Genomic DNA, 18880 nt, shown 5'->3' with positions numbered 1-18880 from the left:
TCCATGGCCACCACCGATTTCCACCTCAAGGGCCATTACGCCCCGGTCCACGACGAACTCACGGCCTTCGACCTGCCGGTCACCGGCGCGCTGCCGCCCGACCTCAGCGGCTGGTATCTGCGCAACGGGCCGAATCCGCGCCAGGACAGCGCGCATTGGTTCACTGGCGACGGCATGGTGCACGGCGTACGGCTCGAAAACGGCCGCGCGGCTTGGTATCGCAACCGGTGGGTGCGCACCGAAAGCTTCGACGTCCCGAATCCGGTGCTGTACAACGCCGACGGAAGCAGAAATCTCCGGTCCAGCGTCGCCAACACTCACGTCGTCAACCACGCGGGACGCACGCTCGCGCTCGTGGAATCCTCGCTGCCATACGAAATCACCACTGAGCTCGACACCGTCGGGGTCTACGATTTCGACGGCAAGCTCGCCGACGCGATGACCGCGCATCCCAAGATCTGCCCGGAAACCGGCGAGCTGCATTTCTTCGGCTACGGCAGCATCACCGCCCCGCACGTGAGCTACTACCGCGCGAACGCCGCCGGGGAACTCGTGCTGCGGCAACCGATCGACGTGCCCGGGCTGACAATGATGCACGACTTCGCGCTCACCCGGCAGCACGTGGTCTTCTTCGACCTGCCGGTGGTGTTCGACCACGGCACCGACGGCGGCATGCCGTACCGCTGGAGCGACACGTACGGCGCGCGGCTCGGCCTGCTCAGCCGTGACCGTCCCGAGGACGGCGTGCGCTGGTTCGAGCTCGACCCGTGCTACGTCTTCCACACGCTCAACGCACACGACACCGCCGACGGCCGGATCGTGGCGCACGTCGTGCGGTACGAGCACATGTTCCGGCCCGGCGTACCGGATCCGAAGGGCGCACTGTGGCGGTGGACGATCGACCCGCGCGCGGGCACGGTCGCCGAGGATCTGCTCGACGACCGCGACGGCGAGTTCCCCCGCATCGACGACCGGCTCGCCGGGCTCGACGCTCGCTTCGGGCACGTCACCGGACGACAAAGGGCGGACGGGCCGCTCGTGCTCCGCCGCTATGACCTCCACACGAACGTCGCGCGCGAGCATCTGTTCCCGGAAGGACATCTCCCGGGCGAGGCGGTGTTCGTTCCGGCGGACGACCGTCCGGACGGCGCGGGCTGGCTGCTCGCCTACGTCTACGACGGACCGAACGACCGCAGCGACCTGGTGGTGCTCGACGCGCAGGACATCGAAGCGGATCCGGTCGCGACCGTGCATCTGCCCGGCCGCGTGCCCGCGGGGTTCCACGGCAACTGGCTGCCCGACGCCTGAGCGACCTCGACTAGCGGACGGCAAACTCCGCGTGCCCTCCCCGGATCGGGTCCGCCGAGCCCGTATCGTCGGGCCGAGACCTCCGCCTGCCCCTCCGAGCCGGAAGAAAAGAAACTTTCCTGCCAAAGCGGGGCGAATCCGGTTACCGTGGCAGGACGGAAGTCCGAACGGGAAGGAAACTCAGCAGGTGGCAGGGTCGGGTACACCACCGGTCGGCACCCCGGCCGGGATGCGCATGATCAACCAGCGGGCGGTGCTCGACCTGCTGCGCCGCGGCGGGCCCGCGACGCGGCCGCAGGTGGCGAAGGACACCGGGCTGTCGAAGCCGACGGTGAGCCAGGCGCTGCTGGCGCTGGAGGCCGCCGGGCTCGCCCGCGCGACCGGGCACACGTCCACCGGCACCGGCCGTTCGGCGGTGCTCTACGAGGCGGACCCGACCGCGGGATACGTGCTGGGCCTGGACATCGGCCGCGAGCACATCCGGGTCGCGGTCGCCGACCTCGGCCGCACCACGGTCGCCCGGCGCGACGTGCGCAACACGGCCCGCTCCGGCAGCGCGCTGATCTCCGCGCTGGGCGAACTGGCGAAGGACATCGTGGCCGAGGCCGGGCTGACCGACGACGACATCGTGGTCCGCGTGCTCGGCTCCCCCGGCGTCGCGGACCCGGTGAAACGCTGCTTCCGGCACGCGCCGAACCTGCCCGGCTGGGGCCGCCCGGGCCTGCTCGACGACCTGGAGCAGGTGCTCGGGCCGGATCTGGTGGTGGAAAACGACGCGAACCTCACCGCGGTCGGCGAATGGGAAAGCGGCGCCGCGCGCGGAGCTTCGGTGGTCGGCTGCATAACCATCGGCACCGGCGTAGGCATGGGCCTGATGGTGGACGGCCGCGTCTTCCGCGGCGCCACCGGCGCGGCAGGCGAAATCGGCTACCTGCCTTACGGCCGCACACGCGTCACCGACGAACCCGGCGAACCGCCCGCGCGCGGACACCTGGAAGAGGCCACCGCCGCCCAGTCCGTGGTCCGCGGCGCACGCGAACTCGGCCTGGGCACAGCACGATCCGCCCGCGAAGTCTTCCGCCTCGCCCGTGAGGGTGACGAATTGGCCCAGCGCGCGGTATCCGCGGAAGCCGACCGCCTCGCCTACACAGTCGCTTCAGTGGCCGCGGTAATCGACCCCGAACTGATCGTCCTAGGCGGCGGTGTCGGAACAGCGGCAGACCTGCTGCTGGAACCGATCGACCGAGCGCTGCGCTCGTTCACCCCGCTCACCACCACCGTGGTACAAGGCGAACTAGGCGACGACGGCGTCCTCACCGGCGCGATCAGCGTCGGCCTGCGCGCCGCAGAACGCCTGGTCTTCGACCGCCGCGTAGGCGCCGCCTGACGTTCCGTGAAGGACCCCTTCACGGACCTAGATTCCCTCAAGGAGCCCTTCACGGACCACCCACCCGCCCACCCGACCGCACCAGCGCACCCAACAATCGAGGCACCCAGACCCACCCCCGCACCCCGATACGAAGCCTCCCTGCGGTCTGGGGGTGCTTGTCAAGGCATCTTTCCCGCCTTGACAAGCACCCCCAGACCGTCAGCACACTCCGGCTTCGGGGTGCCCCACGCAACCCCCACATGCAATGTCGCCGCCAGGCGACGAGCCGCCACACCCCCATCAACAGCCCGCAAACGACGCCCAAGACAGGTACGTTGCAGGCATGATCGGACTGCCCGACACCATCACCGCCTGCCTCTTCGACCTGGACGGCGTACTGACCGGGACGGCCGTGCTCCACCGCGAGGCGTGGAAACGGACGTTCGACGAATATTTGCGCGGCAAGGACGGCGACGGCTTCCAGGAATTCACCGACGCCGACTACGCGACCTACGTGGACGGCCGCCCGAGGGCCGACGGCGTCCGGGAATTCCTTCGCTCCCGCGGAATCGAACTCCCCGAAGGCAGCCCGGACGACCCCGTGGACGCGCCGACCGTGAACGGCATCGGCAACCGCAAGAACGAACTCGTCCTGAAAATCATCGACGAGCGCGGCGTAAACCCCTACCCGGGTTCCGTGCGCTACCTCGAAGCAGCCAAGCAAGCCGGGCTCAAGATCGCCGTGGTGACCTCGTCGGCTAACGGGGCCAAGGTCCTCGACGCGGCAGACCTGTCCCGCTTCGTGGAAGCCCGCGTCGACGGCCTCGTCATCCGCCGCGACCACCTGAAAGGCAAGCCGGCGCCCGATTCGTTCCTGGCCGGGGCCAAGGCGCTCGGCGTGGACCCGAAGCAGGCCGCGGTGTTCGAGGACGCGCAATCCGGCGTGCAGGCGGGCAAAGCCGGCGGTTTCGGTTTCGTCGTGGGCGTGAACCGGGAAAACCAGGCCGCCGAACTGCGCGAGCACGGTGCCGACGTCGTGGTGGACGACCTCGCCGACCTGCTGGAGGACAAGTGACGGAATCCGGTTACGAATGCGCGCCGTGGGAGCTGCGCTGGCGCGGCCTCGACGTGGATGCGTTGCAGCGCACCGAATCCGCCTTCGCGGTGTCGAACGGGCACATCGGACTGCGCGGCACGCTCGAGGAAGGCGAGCCGCGCGGCCTGCCCGGCACGTACCTCAACGGCTTTTACGAACAGCACGAACTCCCCTACGCCGAAGGCGGTTACGGCTACCCGGAGGAGGGCCAGACCGTCGTCAACGTGACTGACGGCAAGATCATCCGGCTGCTGGTCGAGGACGAGCCGCTGGACATGCGCTACGGCATCGCCACCGCGCACGACCGCGTGCTCGACTTCCGCCGCGGCACCCTGCGCCGTGTCACCGAGTGGTCCTCCCCCACCGGCAGGCGCGTGCGGGTGACCACCGAACGGCTGGTGTCGTTCACCCAGCGCGCGGTCGCCGCGATCCGCTACGAGGTCGAACCGCTCGACGAGGACCTTCAGCTCGTCGTGCAATCCGACCTGCTGGCCAACGAACCGGTCGAGTCCGACACGCACGATCCGCGCGTCGCCGCCGCGCTCGACGCGCCGCTGGTCGGCGAGTTCTGCCACGCCGCGGGCTACCAGGCCGTGCTGGTGCACCAGACCCGGATGTCCGGGCTGCGGGTCGCCGCCGCGATGGACCACAAAATCGAGGTGGACGACGGCCTGCGCACCCGCATCCACGCCGAGGAGGACCTCGCCCGGCTCACCGCGGCGGTCGACGTGCCCAAGGGCGGACGCCTGCGGGTCACCAAATTCCTCGCTTACGGCTGGTCCGCGCAACGGTCCGCCCCGGCTCTGCGCGCGCAGGTCGAGGCCGCGCTCGCGGGCGCCCGGCAGACCGGGTGGAAGGGCCTCGCGGCCGAGCAACGCCAGTTCCTGGACGACTTCTGGGCCACTTCGGACATCGAAATCGACGGCGATCCGGAACTCCAGCAGGCCGTCCGGTTCGCGCTCTTCCACCTGCTGCAGGCCGGTGCCCGCGGCGAAACCCGGGCTATCGCGGGGAAAGGCCTCACCGGTCCGGGATACGACGGGCACGCGTTCTGGGACACCGAGACGTTCGTGCTGCCGGTACTGACCTACACGATGCCGGACGCCGCCCGCGACGCGCTCGGCTGGCGACACTCCACAATAGACAAAGCGAAAGAACGCGCGACCCAGCTCGGCTTGCGCGGCGCGGCTTTCCCGTGGCGGTCCATCAACGGCGCCGAATGCTCCGCGTACTGGCCGGCCGGCACCGCCGCGTTCCACGTCAGCGCGGACATCGCGGACGCCGTCGTGCGGTACGTGAACGCCACTCAGGACAAGCATTTCGAGCGCACCTGCGGCGCGGAACTCCTGCTGGAAACCGCGCGGCTCTGGGCTTCTCTCGGGCATTTCGACCACCACGGGCACTTCCGCATCGACGGCGTCACCGGGCCCGACGAGTACTCCGCGGTGGCGGACAACAACGTCTACACGAACCTGATGGCGCGCAAGAACTTGCTCGCCGCGGCGGACGTGTGCCAGCGGCATCCTGACGTCGCCGAACAGTTCGAAGTGGACACTGCCGAGATCGATTCCTGGCGGGCCGCGGCCGACGCGATGGCGCTGCCGTACGACCAGGAACTCGGCGTGCACCCGCAGTCGGAAGGCTTCCTGGAGCACGACGAGTGGGATTTCGCCGCCACCGACGAGGATTTCTACCCGCTGCTGCTGAACTACCCGTACTTCGACCTCTACCGCAAACAGGTCGTCAAGCAGGCCGACCTCGTGCTCGCCCTGCACCTCTGCGGCGATTCGTTCAGCCCCGAGGAAAAAGCCCGCGACTTCGCCTATTACGAAGCACGGACCGTCCGCGACTCCTCGCTGTCCGCGGGCACGCAGGCCGTCATCGCGGCCGAGGTCGGACACCTTCAGCTGGCGTACGACTATCTCGCCGAAGCCGCGCTGACCGACCTGCACGACGTGCACAACAACGTCCGCAACGGCCTGCACATGGCGTCGCTGGCCGGTGCCTGGCAGGCCACTGTGGCCGGATTCGGCGGGTTCCGCGACTTCGGCGGCCAGCTGTCGTTCGCGCCGCGGCTGCCGGACGAACTCGGCGGCCTCACCTTCCGCCTCGCCTTCCGCGAAACGCGGTTCCAGGTGTCGGTCCAGCACGACGCGGCGACGTACCGGGTGCTCAACGGTCCGCCGCTGGACCTGATCCACCACGGCGAGCGGTTCACCGTGAGCGAGGAGCCGGTGGAGCTGCCGATCCCGAAGCTGGACCCGGGCCCCGCGCCGGTCCAGCCGATCGGCCGGGCCCCCGCGCGACGGGACGCGTCGAAGGTGCGGCAGTTCGACCGAAGCTGACTCGTGCGCGGCGATCCCGGTAAAAACCGGGATTGCCGCTCACGACGGCGTTTCGTCCGTGCCCGGCACCTTCGGCACTTCGTCGGTCCGGGAAGGGCTCAGATCCGGCCCCGGCACGTTCGCCACCTCGCCCGGCAGTTCGTCCGGCTCGGGCAGCTCGCGTTTCCGGCGCGCGGGGAACGGCGTTTCCTCGTCGTCGTCCTCGGACCGGTCACGGGGACGGAACTCGCTGCGCGGGGTCATGTCTCCGGGATACCCGGTTTACCGCCCTCGCACCAGGGAGTTCACGCGGCCGGACGCGAGCGGTGCTTGCCGGTCGCGTCCGTGAGCTGGTCCAGCAGCGTCAGCAGCAGCCCGTCCCGGGTCGACCACGGGCAGATCGTCATCTTCCCGCCCGCGACCGTCAGCAGCGCTTCCGCGACGACCGCGCCGCCGAGCGCCTGCTGTGCCCGCTGCCGCGAAATCCCCGGCAACTGCGCCCGCCGCGCGAACGGCATCGCCGACAGCCGCGGAATCCACGCGCGCACGTCGTCCAGGTGCAGCTCGCGGGCCTTGCCCGGACGGTCGCCCGCCAGCCGGGCCAGCTGCCGCAGCACCTTGGAACAGCCGACCACGCGGTGCTCGGCCAGTTCCGCCTTCACATCGCCCAAGGCCGAGGCGACTTCCTCCAGCACGTGGTCACGCAGCGCACTCACGTGCTTGCTGCGCACCGGCGGTTCGGCGGGCAGCCAGTCGCGCGTGACCGACCGGGCGCCCAGAGGCAGCGAACGCGCGAAAGTGGCCTGTTCGCCGGCCCCGGCGGACAGCTCGACCGTGCCGCCGCCGATGTCGAGCACCAGCAGCGGACCGCCGGCCGCGCCGTACCAGCGGCGCGCGCCGACGTAGGTCAGCTCCGCCTCCCGGCGGCCGGACAAAAACCGCAGTTCGACCCCGGTTTCCCGGGCGACCTCGCGGACCGCTTCCCGCGAGTTCACCGCGTCCCGGATCGACGACGTGGCCAGCGGAAACACGTCCTTGACGCCGTGTTCGCGAGCGCAGTCCATCCCGTTCGCGACGGCCTTCGCGATGGCCGCGATGCCGCATTTGCTGAGCCGTCCGTCGGCGTCGAGTTCGCGGTCGAGCCGCAGCCGGGTCTGGTGCGTGAGGGCCGGGTCGATCGGGGATCCGCCGGGTTCGAGCACGACCAGCCGGGCGCTGAACGACCCTACGTCCAGCACCGCAGCAGCGGGTCCTTCGATTCTGTGCACAGTCCGGCCTACCTCGCTTTCGCCCCGCCTGGATTCCCCGTTGAACCCGTTCTTACTCCCGAATTCGCGTCCCGCGCGGGGAGTTGACGGCATTTCGACGGCGGCATCGACCCGAAGTGCGACTTTTTCACACTCAGTGGTCCGCATCATAGCGGACCTATCCGAGCAGCTCCTTCAGCTTGGCGACGGCGGCCACCCGGGCCTCGCGTCCGGGCTGCAGCGGGTTGACCGCCAGCGTCGTCGCCCCGGCCTCCTTGAACGCCGCCAGCCGCTCCTTGACGTAGCCCGCCGGACCGACCAGCGACGTGGCGCGCAGCAGCTCCGTCGGGACCGCCGCGGCGGCTTCTTCCTTCTTGCCGTCGAGGTACAGGTCCTGGATCTTCTTGGCCTCGGCCTCGTAGCCGTAGTTGCACGCCAGCGTGTTGTAGAAGTTCTTGCCGCGCGCGCCCATCCCGCCGATGTACAGCGCGAACACCGGGCGCACCCAGTCGAGCAGGTGGTCGACGTCGTCGCCGATGGCCAGCGGCGGCGCGGCGAACACGTCCAGTTCGCCCAGCGCCGGGTCGCGCTTGGCCTTGCCCTCGGCCAGCGAGGCGCCCCAGACGTCGGCGGCCTTCTCCGGGTGGAAGAAGATCGGCTGCCAGCCCTCGGCCATCTCGGCGGCGAGCGCCACGTTCTTCGGCCCGAGCGCGGCGAGCACGACCGGGATCCGCTCGCGCACCGGGTGGTTGATCAGCTTGAGCGGTTTGCCGAGACCGGTGCCCTGGTCGGCGGGCAGCGGGATCGTGTAGTGCTTGCCGTCGTGCACGACGCGCTCGCGCCGCCACACCTGGCGGCAGATCTCGATGATCTCGCGCGTGCGGCCGATCGGCGCGTCGTACTTCACGCCGTGGAAACCCTCGATGACCTGCGGTCCGGACGCGCCGAGGCCGAGGGTGAACCGGCCGTCGGACACGAAGTCCAGCCCGGCCGCGGTCATCGCGGTAAGGCTCGGGGTGCGGGTGTAGATCTGGAAAATCCCCGACATCAGGCCGACGCGCTCGGTCTTCGCGGCGAGGAAGCCGAGCTGGCTCACCGCGTCGAAGCTGTAGGCCTCGGGGACGAACACGATGTCGAGCCCGACCCGTTCCAGCTCCACGATGTCCGCGACGCTTTCGGCGAACCCGCCCGAGTAGCTGACGCCGGTGCCGATCCTCATCGATCCCTCATTCCCGTGCCGGTCGACTGTGACTAAGCGTTTGCTCATTATGCGGCCGCTCGGGTGACCACGCTACGGCGTGGGTCACACCACAGCGGGCGCCACCGTGCCGCGCACCTCGCCGAACCCGATCCGGGTACCGCCCGGACCTGGCGCGGAGGCGCTGATGACGACCTCGTCGCCGTCCTCCAGGAACGCCCTGGTCTCTTCGCCAACCGCGAGCGGTTCGCGACCGCCCCAGCTCAGCTCCAGCAGCGAACCGCGCTGGTACTTCGCCGGACCGGTCACCGTGCCGGACGCGTACAGGTCGCCGGTACGCAGGCTCGCACCGTTCACAGTGAGGTGCGCGAGCTGCTGCGCGCCTGTCCAGTACTGCGTCGCGAACGGCGGGCTGGACACGAGATGGCCGTTGATCCGGATCTCCAGCGCCAAGTCCAGGCTCCACGATTCGGCCGAGCGCAAGTACTCGAACGGCTCCGGGTCCTGCACGGGCTGCGGCACGCGAGCGTGCTCCAGCGCGGCGAGCGGGACGAGCCAGGGCGACATCGACGTGGCGAACGATTTGCCGAGGAACGGGCCGAGCGGCTGCGATTCCCAGCCCTGCAGGTCGCGCGCCGACCAGTCGTTGACCAGGCAGACGCCGAAGACGTGGCGCGGGAACTCGTCGATCGGCACCTGCTTGCCCAGTTCGGACGGAGCGCCGACGACGAAACCGACCTCGGCCTCGAAGTCGAGCCGCTTGGCCGCCCCGAACGACGGTTCCGTCGCGCGGCGCTGTTTCCGTTGCCCCGCCGGACGAACCACGGGAGTGCCGGACGCGACGACCGTGCCGGCCCGGCCGTGGTAGCCGATCGGCAGGTGTTTCCAGTTCACCGGCACCAGATCGTCCCCGCCGGTGAAGATCCGGCTGGCGTTGATCGCGTGCTGTTCGCTGGAGTAGAAGTCGACGTAGTCCGCGACCTCCACCGGAAGATGGCTAGTGATGTCCTTGCGGGGCACCAGATGTGGCCGGATCCGGTCGGCGTGCCGCGGTTCGGCGAGCCATTCGCGGACCGTCGCCCGCACCTCGGCCCAGGTGTCCGGGCCCGCGGCGAGCAACGGGTTCAGCACACCCGCGCCGAGCAGGCGGCCGAAGGACTCCCCCTCGGCCGCCGCGGTCAGGTCGAGCACCTGGTCCCCGACCGCGACACCGGCCCGGCGGGTCCGCTCGCCGTGCGAGAAGACGCCGCAGGGCAGGTTGTCGAGGCCGAAGAGGGTGTCCTCCGGAAGGTCGAGCCAGGTCACGCGGACGCCTCCGCGATCCACGCGCCGACCACGGTGTCCAATGCGGACAGCGGGAGAATTCCGTTGCCCAGCACGACGTCGTGGAACGCGCGGATGTCGAACCGGTCGCCCAGCGCCTGTTCCGCCTCGGCGCGAACGCGCTGGATTTCCAGCCGCCCCACCAGGTAGCTCAGCGCCTGGCCCGGATTCGCGACGTACCGGTCGATCTCCGCCTCGATCTCCATCTTCGCCATCGGCGTGTGCTCGACCAGGTAGTCGACCGCCTGCTGGCGGGTCCACCCCAGCGCGTGCAGCCCGGTGTCGACCACGAGCCGTCCCGCCCGCATCGAGTCCTGGACGAGCATGCCGAACCGGGCGACGTCGTCGGAGTACAGGCCCATCTCGTCGGCGAGGCGCTCCGCGTACAGGCCCCAGCCTTCGATGTAGGCGTTGAACGGCGCGATCCGGCGCAGCTGCGGCAGATCGGCGAGTTCCTGCGCGAACGTGAGCTGGAAGTGGTGTCCCGGAACGGCTTCGTGGAACGCGATCGCCTCGCTGGTGAACCGCGGCCGCGAACTCGCCTCGTAGGTGTTCGCGTAGTACGTGCCGGGCCGGGAACCGTCGAACGCGGCCTGCAGGTAGTAGGCGATGGTGCCGCTCGCCGCGTCCGCCTCCGGCACCGGCTCGACCGCGCACTTCGCGTCCGGCACCCGCGAAAACCAGTGCGGGGCGACGGTTTCCGCCCGGGCGATGGCCGTGCGAGCGCCTTCCAGCAGTTCCTCGCCGTCGCGCCAGCGCAGCTCCGGGTCGTTGCGGAGGCGGTCGAAGATCTCCCGCAGATCTCCGGTGCCGAACACGCGGGAGCCCAGTTCGCGGTACTCCTCGGCGAGTTTTTCGCCCATCCGCAGCCCGGTGTCGTGCAGCTCCTGCGCGGTGCGGTCGGTGGTGGTATGCGCGCGGATCAGGCCCTGGTACTTCTCCAGCCCGCCCGGCAGGTGGCTGATGCCCGGCTGGCTGTCCGTCTTCGCGACCGGCAGCACCTCCTCGGCGAGGAAGTTTCGGTAGCGCCGGTACGCGGGCCGCACGACCTCGGCGAGCAGCCGGTCGCGCTCCGCGGCGAAGCCCTCGACCTCCACCGCCGGCGTGACGCGGAACGGGTCGCCCTCCTCGTTCGCGAGGTACCGCTCGACGTACTGGATCCCGATGCGCACCAGGAAGTCCGGCGGCGCGAATCCGTCCGCGACGGTCGTCCGCTGCGCCTCGACCACCGCGTCGAGATAGCCGCCGATCGCCGCCAGCCGCGCGAGGTAGTCACGGGCCTTGTCCGCGTCGTCCGGGGTCAGCGCGGGAAGGATGGTCAGCAGGTTCAGGGCGGGCGAGCTGAACCCGTCGCTCACCGCGAAGCCGGACAGCCGCGAGTCGATCGTGTCGATCGCGCCGCGGGCGTGCGTGCGCACCACTTCGCGGGTGATGACCTCGGACGCGGTCAGCCCGGTCGGGTCGATCGCGTCGGCACGCTCGGCGATCGCGGCGTACCGGGCCCGGTCGCGCTCCGCGGCGGCGAGACTCGGGTCGGCGAGTTTGGTGTGGTCGCCGGGGAGGCCGAGGACGGTGCGCTCCAGCGGTTCCCGCTCGAAGTCCAGTTCGACGAGCTCGTCCGCCAAGCCGGCGACGGTGTCGCCGTGGCCGGCGACCCACTCGGTGACCACGGCGTCCAGCACCGACAACGGCAGGGAGCCGCCGGAGAGGACCGTGTCGTGGAACGCCTTGATGTCGAAGCGGCTGCCGAGCCGCTGTTCGGCCTGCTTGCGCAGCCGCTCGATCTCCAGCCGCCCCACCAGGTATGCCAGCGCCTGCCCGGGGTAGCCGAGGTACCGGTCCACCTCGGACTCGATTTCGACCCGCGCCATCGGCGTGTGCTCCAGCAGGTAGTCGACCGCCTGCTGCCGGCTCCAGCCCAGCGCGTGCAGGCCGGTGTCGACGACCAGCCGTCCGGCCCGCATCGACTCCATCGTCAGCATGCCGAGCAGCGACACGTCGTCGGAGTACAGGCCCATCTCGTCGGCGAGGCGCTCGGTGTAGAGGCCCCAGCCCTCGGCGTACGCGGTGAAGTTGCCGACGCGGCGCAGCAGCGGCAGGTCGGCGAGGTCGAGCGCGGCGCTGAGCTGGAAGTGGTGGCCCGGGATCGCCTCGTGGAACGCGATGACCTCGGCGGTGTGCCGGAACCGCTCGGTGGCCTGGTAGGTGTTCGCGAAGTAGACGCCCGGCCGGGACCCGTCCGCGGCGGGCGGCATGTAGTACGCCGGGGGCGCGCCGGGCGCGGAATCCTCCGGCACCGCCTCGACGGTCCACGGATGCTGCGGGATGCGGCCGAACCAGTTCGGCGCCTCGGCCGCGGCGCGGGAGATGGCCGTGCGGGCGGTCTCGAGGAGGTCCTCGGCGCTCGTCCAGCGGAGCTTCGGGTCGGTGCGCAGCCGCTCGAAGATCTCCGGCAGCTCGCGCGTGCCGAACACGCGCTCGCCGAGGGCCTGGTACTGCTCGACCTGGCCGGCGATCACCGCGAGGCCGGTGTCGTGCAGTTCCTGCGGGGTCCGGTCGCTGGTGGTGTGGGCGCGGGCGAGGCGGGCGTAGATCTCGCCGCCGCCGGGGAGCCAGGAGACGCCGGCCTTGTCGTCCGGGCGGCCGTGCGGGAGGACTTCGGCCTCGAGGAAGTCGCGGTACTCGCGGAAACCGGGCCGGACGATGTCGCGGAGGATCTGCTCGCGACGGGCGGCGAAGTCGTCATCCGGGGCGGGCTGGCGCAGCAGCGGGTCGTTCTCGGGCTCGGCCAGGTAGCGGTCGAGGTGCGCGATCGCGGCCTTGACCAGGCGTTCGATCGGCAGGAGCCCGGCGGCGATGCCGTCGCGGTGCCGTTGCGCGACGACACGGAGGTACTCGGGGATCTCGCTGAGCCTGCCGAGATGCACCTCCGCGGTTTCCGCGGTGACCGTGACCATCGGGAGCGCGGACAGCAGCCCGGAGGCGGGTCCGACGAACAGGTCGGTGACGGTGAAATCGACGACCCGGCTGTCGATCCGGTCGAGGTGGCCGTCGACGGAGCTGAGCACGACATCGCGGGTGACGCGGTCGACCGCGTCGAGCCCGGCCGGGTCGACCGCCTCGGCACGCTCCTTGAGCGCGACCAGCTTCTCGCGGAACGCCGCCTCCGCCGCGGCCGACGGATCGCCGAGGCCCGGCGCGTCCGGCCGGATGCCGAGAATGGCGGCGTCGAGCGGCTCGTGGTCGAACGAAACCTCGACGAGTTCGTCGGCGAGATCGGAAACGACGGTCATCGGCGTGGACCCCCGGGGTAGGTGGAGACGGTGCTGATGCCGACCCTAATCGAGACGGGGGTGCCGACGCCCGTGCCCGGGGCGGCCGGTCCCTCGGCAGGCGTACCGGCGTGCCGTGGGGCGGAACTTGCCGGTGCCTCGGCGTCCGGTGCCGGCGCGGCGTTCGGCCCGGCGAGTACCGGCGACCCATCTGCTGGCTGCGGCGGTCTTCCTTGGGTTTCGCCGCGGTAAAGCGAGGCGTGGGTGGCGCGAGACGCGCTGGCTGGGGCTGAAAAATCTTCCCGACACCGGCTGGCCACCGGTGTTTCCCTGACGTCGCGACGGCGCGGGGCACGCCGGGTGCGGTGGTGCGGCCGGGACGGGCGGGCAAGGCGGTAGCGTTGCGGGAGTGGCCGTGACCGATCCCGCCGACATCCGCCTGCTCGCCGCGCTCGCCGAGCTGGGCAAGGGGGCTGTGCACGAGCTCGCGGCGAAGGTCGGGATGGACCCGCGGGAGGTCGCGTACCGGCTGGTCGCGTTGTCCGGGAGCGGGTTGCCGCTGCTGGTCGGGGTCGAAAGCGACCCCCATGGTCTTCGCGCGGCGATTTCCGGGACTCCGGCTTCGTGGCAGCGTCCGCAGGCTCCGGGGAGCGGGTATCCGGGCGGGCCCGGATCAGTGCCGTTCCCCGCGGCGGGCGGGCAGAATCCGGGCGGGATGCCCGGGGCGATGCCGTCGGGGCCACCGGGATCGATGCCCGCTGGCCCAGGCTCAACCTCGGGGTCGGCGCCGAACGGCCCGGCTTCGGCCGGAGTGCCCGTCCGGGGTGGAGCACAGGCTCCCGGAATGCCGGGCGGAATGTCCGGCGCACCCGGCTCCGGGATGCCCGGCACGTCCGGTCCGCATTCGCCCGGACAGTCCGGGATCCCCGGCCCCGAATCGGCCGGGATGCCGGGGCACTCCGGACCGCACCCGCCTGGGCAGCACGGCATGCCCGGACCCGGAACCTCCGGCGCGTATCCGCCTGGACAGACCGGGCTCCCCGCGGGCCCGGGGCAGCACGGCATGCCTGGGCCGGGGACTTCCGGCGCGTACCCGCCCGCGCAGACCGGGATTCCGGCCACCGGACCGGGCGGGCCCGGACCCTCTGCCCCCTACGGTATTCCCGCCGCCGGTCCGGGGATGTCCGGCGCGTACGCATCCGGACCGGCCGGGATTTCGGGTGCCTATCCCCCCGGCCCGAACGGGAACCCCGCGGTCTCCGGTGCGTACTCCCCCGGACAGACCGGGATGCCGCACCAGGCACCCGCCGCCGCGAATGTCCACAATGGACCGTCCGGGCCGTACCCGGCTCCGGATCCCGCCATCAGCACGTGGGGCGTCCCGCAGACCGCTTCGTGGGCGCGCGGCGACGAACCCCGGCCCGCTGCCGCGCCTGCCAAGCAGGGGCGGATCGGCGAGACGATGCAGTCCCAGGGGCTCGAAGGGGAACAGCTTTCGGTGCAGCTGCTGGAAGTCCAGGATCCCGCCGACTTCCTCTTCGGCGCGGCCGGTTACCGGCTCGAGGAGGGCGAACGCGCGGTCGTCGTGCACACCGAGATCACCAATCGCGGGCCGATCCCGTTCGCGTCGCTGCCCGACAACTACCTCGAACTCGTCACCGACAGCGGCGAGACCATCGCGAAAGCCCCGGTTTCGCTGACGTCCCGGCCGCCGCACAAGATCGGCGTGCAGCCGGGCGAAACGCTCGGCGGGCACACCGTTTACGTCCTTCCCACCGCGACCCGGGTGGTCGCGGTGCGCTGGAGCCCGCGACCCGAGCCGGACGAGCGCACCTTGACCTGGGCCGTCGACTAGCCGACTCGTGAGTGTTTATGCCGGTTAGAACCGGCATAGGCACTCACGAGGCGCTAGTTCCCGTCCCGCAGGATTTCCAGCGCACCCGCCAGGTCGTCCGGATACTCCGCTTCGAACTCGACCCACCGGCCGTCCGCCGGATGCGCGAAACCGAGCGTCCGCGCGTGCAGCCACTGCCGCGTCAGGCCGAGTTTCCGCGCCAGGACCGGGTCCGCTCCGTAGGTCAAGTCGCCCGCGCACGGATGCCGCAGCGCGGAGAAGTGCACCCGGATCTGATGGGTTCGCCCGGTTTCCAGCTTCACGTGCGCCAGCGAAGCCGCCCGGAAAGCCTCGACCACCTCGTAGTGCGTCACGCTCGGCCGTCCGCCCGCGACGACCGCGAACTTGTAGTCGTGCCGCGGATGGCGGTCGATCGGGGCGTCGATGGTGCCGCGCGTCGGGTCGGGATGGCCCTGCACGACGGCGTGGTAGCCCTTCTCGACGGTCCGCTCCTTGAACGCCCGCTTCAGCACGGTGTACGCGTGCTCGCTCTTCGCCACCACCATCACGCCGGTGGTGCCCGCGTCGAGCCGGTGCACGACGCCCTGGCGTTCGGCCGCGCCGGACGTCGAAATGCGCAGCCCGGCCGCGGCGAGGCCGCCGACGACCGTCGGTCCGGTCCAGCCCGGGCTGGGGTGCACGGCGACGCCGACCGGTTTCGAAATCACCACGATGTCGTCGTCATCGTGCAGGATCTTCATGCCTTCGACCGGCTCCGCGACGATTTCCGCCGGACGTTCCGGTTCCGGCAGCGTCACCTCGAGCAGCCCGCCCGCGGACAGCCGGTCCGATTTGCCCGCCGGACGGCCGTCGAGGAGCACGTCGCCCGCGGCGGCGAGGTCCGCGACGGCGGTGCGGGACAGGCCGAGCAGTTTGGCCAGTCCGGCGTCGACGCGCATCCCGTCGAGCCCGTCCGGGACGGGCAGCATGCGCGCGCTCACTCGGATTCCTTTTTCTTGCCGCGGGTGGAGGTGCCGTCGTAGTCCTTGCCGAGCAGGGACAGCAGCACGATGAGCGCGCCGCCGACGCAGATCGCGGAGTCGGCGATGTTGAAGATTGCGAAGCCCTGCCCGTTGGGCACGAACGCGGAGATGAAGTCGACGACGTGCCCGCGCAGCGGTCCGGGCTCGCGGAAGAACCGGTCGGTCAGGTTGCCGAGCGCGCCGGCGAGCACGAGGCCGAGGCCGATCGCCCAGCCGACCGAGCGCAGCCTGCGCGAGATCCACACGATCGCGACCACGACGCCGATCGCGACCAGCGCGAGCACCCACGTCATGCCGGTCGCCATCGAGAACGCGGCACCCGGGTTGCGGGTGACCTGCAGGTAGATCAGCCCGCCGAGGATCGGCTTGGGCTCCTTGCCCTCGAGGTTGGCGACCGCGAGGTTCTTCGTGAGCAGGTCGATCGCCCACAGCAGCGCCGCGACCGCGAACACCACCCAGACCCGCCGCTTGGGCAGCGGAGCTTCGGCCGCGCCCTCCTCGACGGCCCCCCGCTCAGGCGGTTCCGCAGACGGCTCGACCTCGGATTCGGACGGCGAAGGATCGGTGCTCACACCCCCATTGTCCACACCCGCGCCCGAGCAGGTCACAGCGGCAGTGTTTGATGGCGTCGGCTCCGCCGCCGCGTGCGGGATCGCCCTTAAGCCGACGTTTGGGGTGAGCGGCGCGAGGGGCCTTCGGCCTGTCACGCCGCTCACCCCAAACGTCGGCGCGATCCCGCGTTGTGGTCAACAATTCTGCCGCGCTGGCCCTCCGAGACCGCGCATCGTCAACAAAGCCGCATCATCAAGCGCAAAACCCCGGCAGCTCGCGAGTGTCCCCCACCGGTGCCCGGGAAATCCACGACGTGCAGCGAGCGGCCCTGGCCGACTGCCGCACCCCGATCCCCACCGCGACAGACGCGGCCGACGCGGCCTTCACCCACCTGGCGCGAATGCTCCTCAACGGCCACCTCACGGAACGCAACCTCCTGGCCGCCGTGCACACCGTTATCGTCCGCACCGGCTACGCCGACAGCGCCATGAGCCTGCCGCTGGCCCAAATCTGGCTCCTAAACGAAGAGTGGGGCCAGGGCTGGGGCCAGAGTTTGATGGCGTCGGCTCCGCCGCCGCGTGCGGGATCGCCGTTAAGCCGACGTTTGGGGTGAGCGGCGCGAGGGGCCTTCGGCCTGTCACGCCGCTCACCCCAAACGTCGGCGCGATCCCGCGTTGTGGTCAACAATCCTGCCCCGCCGGTCCTCCAAGACCACGCATCGTCAACAAAGCCGCATCATCAAGCGCAAAACCCCGGCAGCTCCCGCGGGTCCCCCACCGGTGCCCACCGGCCGTCGGCCTTTGTGTATTCCCACCGGGCTCCCCGGGCGACGATCTGCCGCAGGGCCAGCAGCAGCCGGTCCACGTGTTCCTCGGTGCTGCCCAGCCCGAGGCTCACCCGAACCGCCTGCTGGCCTTCGCTTCCGGCCTCTCGGATCAACCGCCGGGCGGCCACGTGGGCGCAGAACGCGCCGTCGCGGACCCCGATCCCGTACTCGGCCGACAGCACCGCCGCCAGCCAGCCCGGTTCGAACCCGTCGACCACGAAGCTCACCGTGCCGACCCGGTCCACCGGCGCGTCGAAGAACCGCAGCTCAGCGCACCCGGGCAGGCTAGCGAGCCCCTTGCGCAACCGCTCCAGCAACGCGGCCTCGTGCGAACCCACGGCGTTCCAGTGAGCCGCCAACTGCTCGCAGGCCACCCCGAGCGCATACACGCCAACGGTGTTCGGCGACCCCGCCTCGTGCCGCTCTTCGCCGCTGTTCCACACCACGGCTTCCTCGGTCACCAGCTTCGTGGCGCCACCGCCTGCCAGATACGGCTCGGCGGCGCGCAACCAGTCGCTGCGACCGATCAGCGCCCCGGCGCCAAACGGCGCGTACAGCTTGTGCCCGGACAGCGCGACGTAGTCAACGTCCAGCTCCCGCAACGAAATCCGCCGATGCGGAGCGAGCTGAGCAGCGTCCAGCGCCACCCGGGCGCCGTGTTTCCGAGCCACCGCGGCGATCTCCGCCACCGGCAGCAGCTCGCCAGTCACATTGGACGCCCCGGCAACGACCACCAACCGGGGCCCCTGCGGGCATTCGGCAAGCGCTTCGTCCACAACGGACACCGCGGCGAGCCGAGTCCGCGGCAACTGCACGCGCCGCACATTCGGCCCGCGCCACGGGAGCAGCGCGGCATGGTGCTCGCTGTCGAACACAACGACAGAAGTCTTGCGCGGCAACGCCTTCGCCAGCAGATTGAACGCGTCAGTGGTGTTGCGGGTGAAGATCACCGAGTCGCCGTTACGAGCGTCCACGAAACGACGCAGCACATCCCGGGTCCGCTCGTACAAGCGCGTCGAGACCTGCGAAGCGAAGCCCGCACCGCGATGCACGCTGGCGTACCACGGAAGAAACTCGTCGACCGCCGAACGCACGGCGTCCAGACAGGGCGCGCTCGCCGCGTGGTCGAGGTTGGCGTAGCCGATGTCGCCGCCCGTCACCAGCGGCACCCGCAGCGTCGCACCAGCGACAGCGGGAACGGCGGGAACCGCGGGACCAGCAGAAACAGTGGCGACAGTGCCCGTGGACCGGTCGAGTGCGAGAGTCATGACGGTGCCTCCTCGGCGTTCCGGGGGACCCCCGGCGAGGGGCCCGCGCTTGCCCGTCGCACTGCGCGACCGGCCTGGTCCTCACCCGGGGCACCCCACCGCGGTAGGAGGGTTGCCGGCCAGCAAGCCGGGGCTTCGCGCTGGCACTCATGACCTGGAGCCGACGATAGCGGAAACCCGGCGGCCGAAACCAGCCCCGTCTCGTGATCTGAGACGGCAG

Annotated in this window: 14 protein-coding genes and 1 riboswitch; of the genes, 6 read left to right on the top strand and 8 right to left on the bottom strand. The window is 70.7% G+C overall.

The annotated features are described in order from the left end of the window. Positions 1 to 3 precede the first annotated feature (3 nt). From ATK30_RS35470 to ATK30_RS35455, 4 genes are all read left to right on the top strand, one after another. Entirely contained in the window at positions 4 to 1308 is a 1305-nt protein-coding gene (locus ATK30_RS35470; RefSeq protein WP_101439135.1) for a carotenoid oxygenase family protein, read from the top strand. 229 nt (positions 1309 to 1537) lie between these two features. Continuing rightward, positions 1538 to 2695, top strand: a complete 1158-nt coding sequence (locus tag ATK30_RS35465) for an ROK family transcriptional regulator (RefSeq protein ID WP_220817987.1) — start codon at positions 1538 to 1540, stop codon at positions 2693 to 2695. A 325-nt stretch (positions 2696 to 3020) separates the two neighbouring features. Continuing rightward, positions 3021 to 3752, top strand: a complete 732-nt coding sequence (locus ATK30_RS35460) for an HAD family hydrolase (RefSeq protein ID WP_101439133.1) — start codon at positions 3021 to 3023, stop codon at positions 3750 to 3752. Beyond that, positions 3749 to 6118, top strand: a complete 2370-nt coding sequence (locus tag ATK30_RS35455; protein ID WP_101439132.1) for a glycoside hydrolase family 65 protein — start codon at positions 3749 to 3751, stop codon at positions 6116 to 6118. The genes ATK30_RS35460 and ATK30_RS35455 overlap by 4 nt, the downstream gene beginning before the upstream one ends. A gap of 39 nt (positions 6119 to 6157) precedes the next feature. Here the strand turns inward: ATK30_RS35455 and ATK30_RS35450 are convergent, their stop codons facing one another. The 5 genes from ATK30_RS35450 to ATK30_RS35430 form a co-directional block, all read right to left on the bottom strand. Further along, a complete protein-coding gene (locus ATK30_RS35450; protein WP_101439131.1) occupies positions 6158 to 6361 on the bottom strand; it encodes a hypothetical protein in 204 nt (67 codons plus the stop codon). 41 nt (positions 6362 to 6402) lie between these two features. After that, the gene (locus ATK30_RS35445) at positions 6403 to 7365 is read right to left on the bottom strand and encodes a Ppx/GppA phosphatase family protein (RefSeq protein WP_101439130.1); all 963 of its coding nucleotides are present in this window, start codon (positions 7363 to 7365) and stop codon (positions 6403 to 6405) included. A gap of 157 nt (positions 7366 to 7522) precedes the next feature. Continuing rightward, a complete protein-coding gene (locus ATK30_RS35440) occupies positions 7523 to 8563 on the bottom strand; it encodes an LLM class F420-dependent oxidoreductase (RefSeq protein ID WP_101439129.1) in 1041 nt (346 codons plus the stop codon). An 84-nt stretch (positions 8564 to 8647) separates the two neighbouring features. Continuing rightward, entirely contained in the window at positions 8648 to 9847 is a 1200-nt protein-coding gene (gene fahA, locus ATK30_RS35435) for a fumarylacetoacetase (protein WP_167442054.1), read from the bottom strand. Beyond that, positions 9844 to 13158 (bottom strand): DUF885 domain-containing protein, encoded by a 3315-nt coding sequence (locus tag ATK30_RS35430; RefSeq protein ID WP_101439127.1) that lies wholly within the window; start codon positions 13156 to 13158, stop codon positions 9844 to 9846. The genes fahA and ATK30_RS35430 overlap by 4 nt, the downstream gene beginning before the upstream one ends. Positions 13159 to 14017: 859 nt before the next feature. On the opposite strand from ATK30_RS35430, the gene ATK30_RS35425 reads away from it, so the two are divergent. Beyond that, complete coding sequence (locus ATK30_RS35425; protein WP_376772271.1) at positions 14018 to 14992, top strand: AsnC family protein; 975 nt, start codon at positions 14018 to 14020, stop codon at positions 14990 to 14992. A 53-nt stretch (positions 14993 to 15045) separates the two neighbouring features. Here the strand turns inward: ATK30_RS35425 and ATK30_RS35420 are convergent, their stop codons facing one another. Next, on the bottom strand, positions 15046 to 15972 hold the full coding sequence (locus tag ATK30_RS35420; protein WP_101439126.1) for an RluA family pseudouridine synthase: 927 nt from the start codon (positions 15970 to 15972) through the stop codon (positions 15046 to 15048). Beyond that, positions 15969 to 16586, bottom strand: coding sequence for a signal peptidase II (gene lspA / locus ATK30_RS35415; protein WP_101439125.1), 618 nt, complete (start codon positions 16584 to 16586; stop codon positions 15969 to 15971). The genes ATK30_RS35420 and lspA overlap by 4 nt, the downstream gene beginning before the upstream one ends. Before the next feature lie 260 nt (positions 16587 to 16846). On the opposite strand from lspA, the gene ATK30_RS35410 reads away from it, so the two are divergent. Continuing rightward, complete coding sequence (locus ATK30_RS35410) at positions 16847 to 17179, top strand: hypothetical protein (protein WP_143271467.1); 333 nt, start codon at positions 16847 to 16849, stop codon at positions 17177 to 17179. 125 nt (positions 17180 to 17304) lie between these two features. Here ATK30_RS35410 and ATK30_RS35405 read toward each other — a convergent pair whose 3' ends face one another. After that, on the bottom strand, positions 17305 to 18660 hold the full coding sequence (locus tag ATK30_RS35405; RefSeq protein WP_101439123.1) for an aminotransferase class V-fold PLP-dependent enzyme: 1356 nt from the start codon (positions 18658 to 18660) through the stop codon (positions 17305 to 17307). A 40-nt stretch (positions 18661 to 18700) separates the two neighbouring features. Beyond that, positions 18701 to 18815, bottom strand: a riboswitch (SAM riboswitch). Positions 18816 to 18880 lie beyond the last annotated feature (65 nt).

Source organism: Amycolatopsis echigonensis (assembly GCF_002846615.1).
In the GTDB taxonomy this organism is placed as follows: domain Bacteria; phylum Actinomycetota; class Actinomycetes; order Mycobacteriales; family Pseudonocardiaceae; genus Amycolatopsis; species Amycolatopsis echigonensis.
This window is presented reverse-complemented; position numbering and strand designations above follow the sequence as displayed.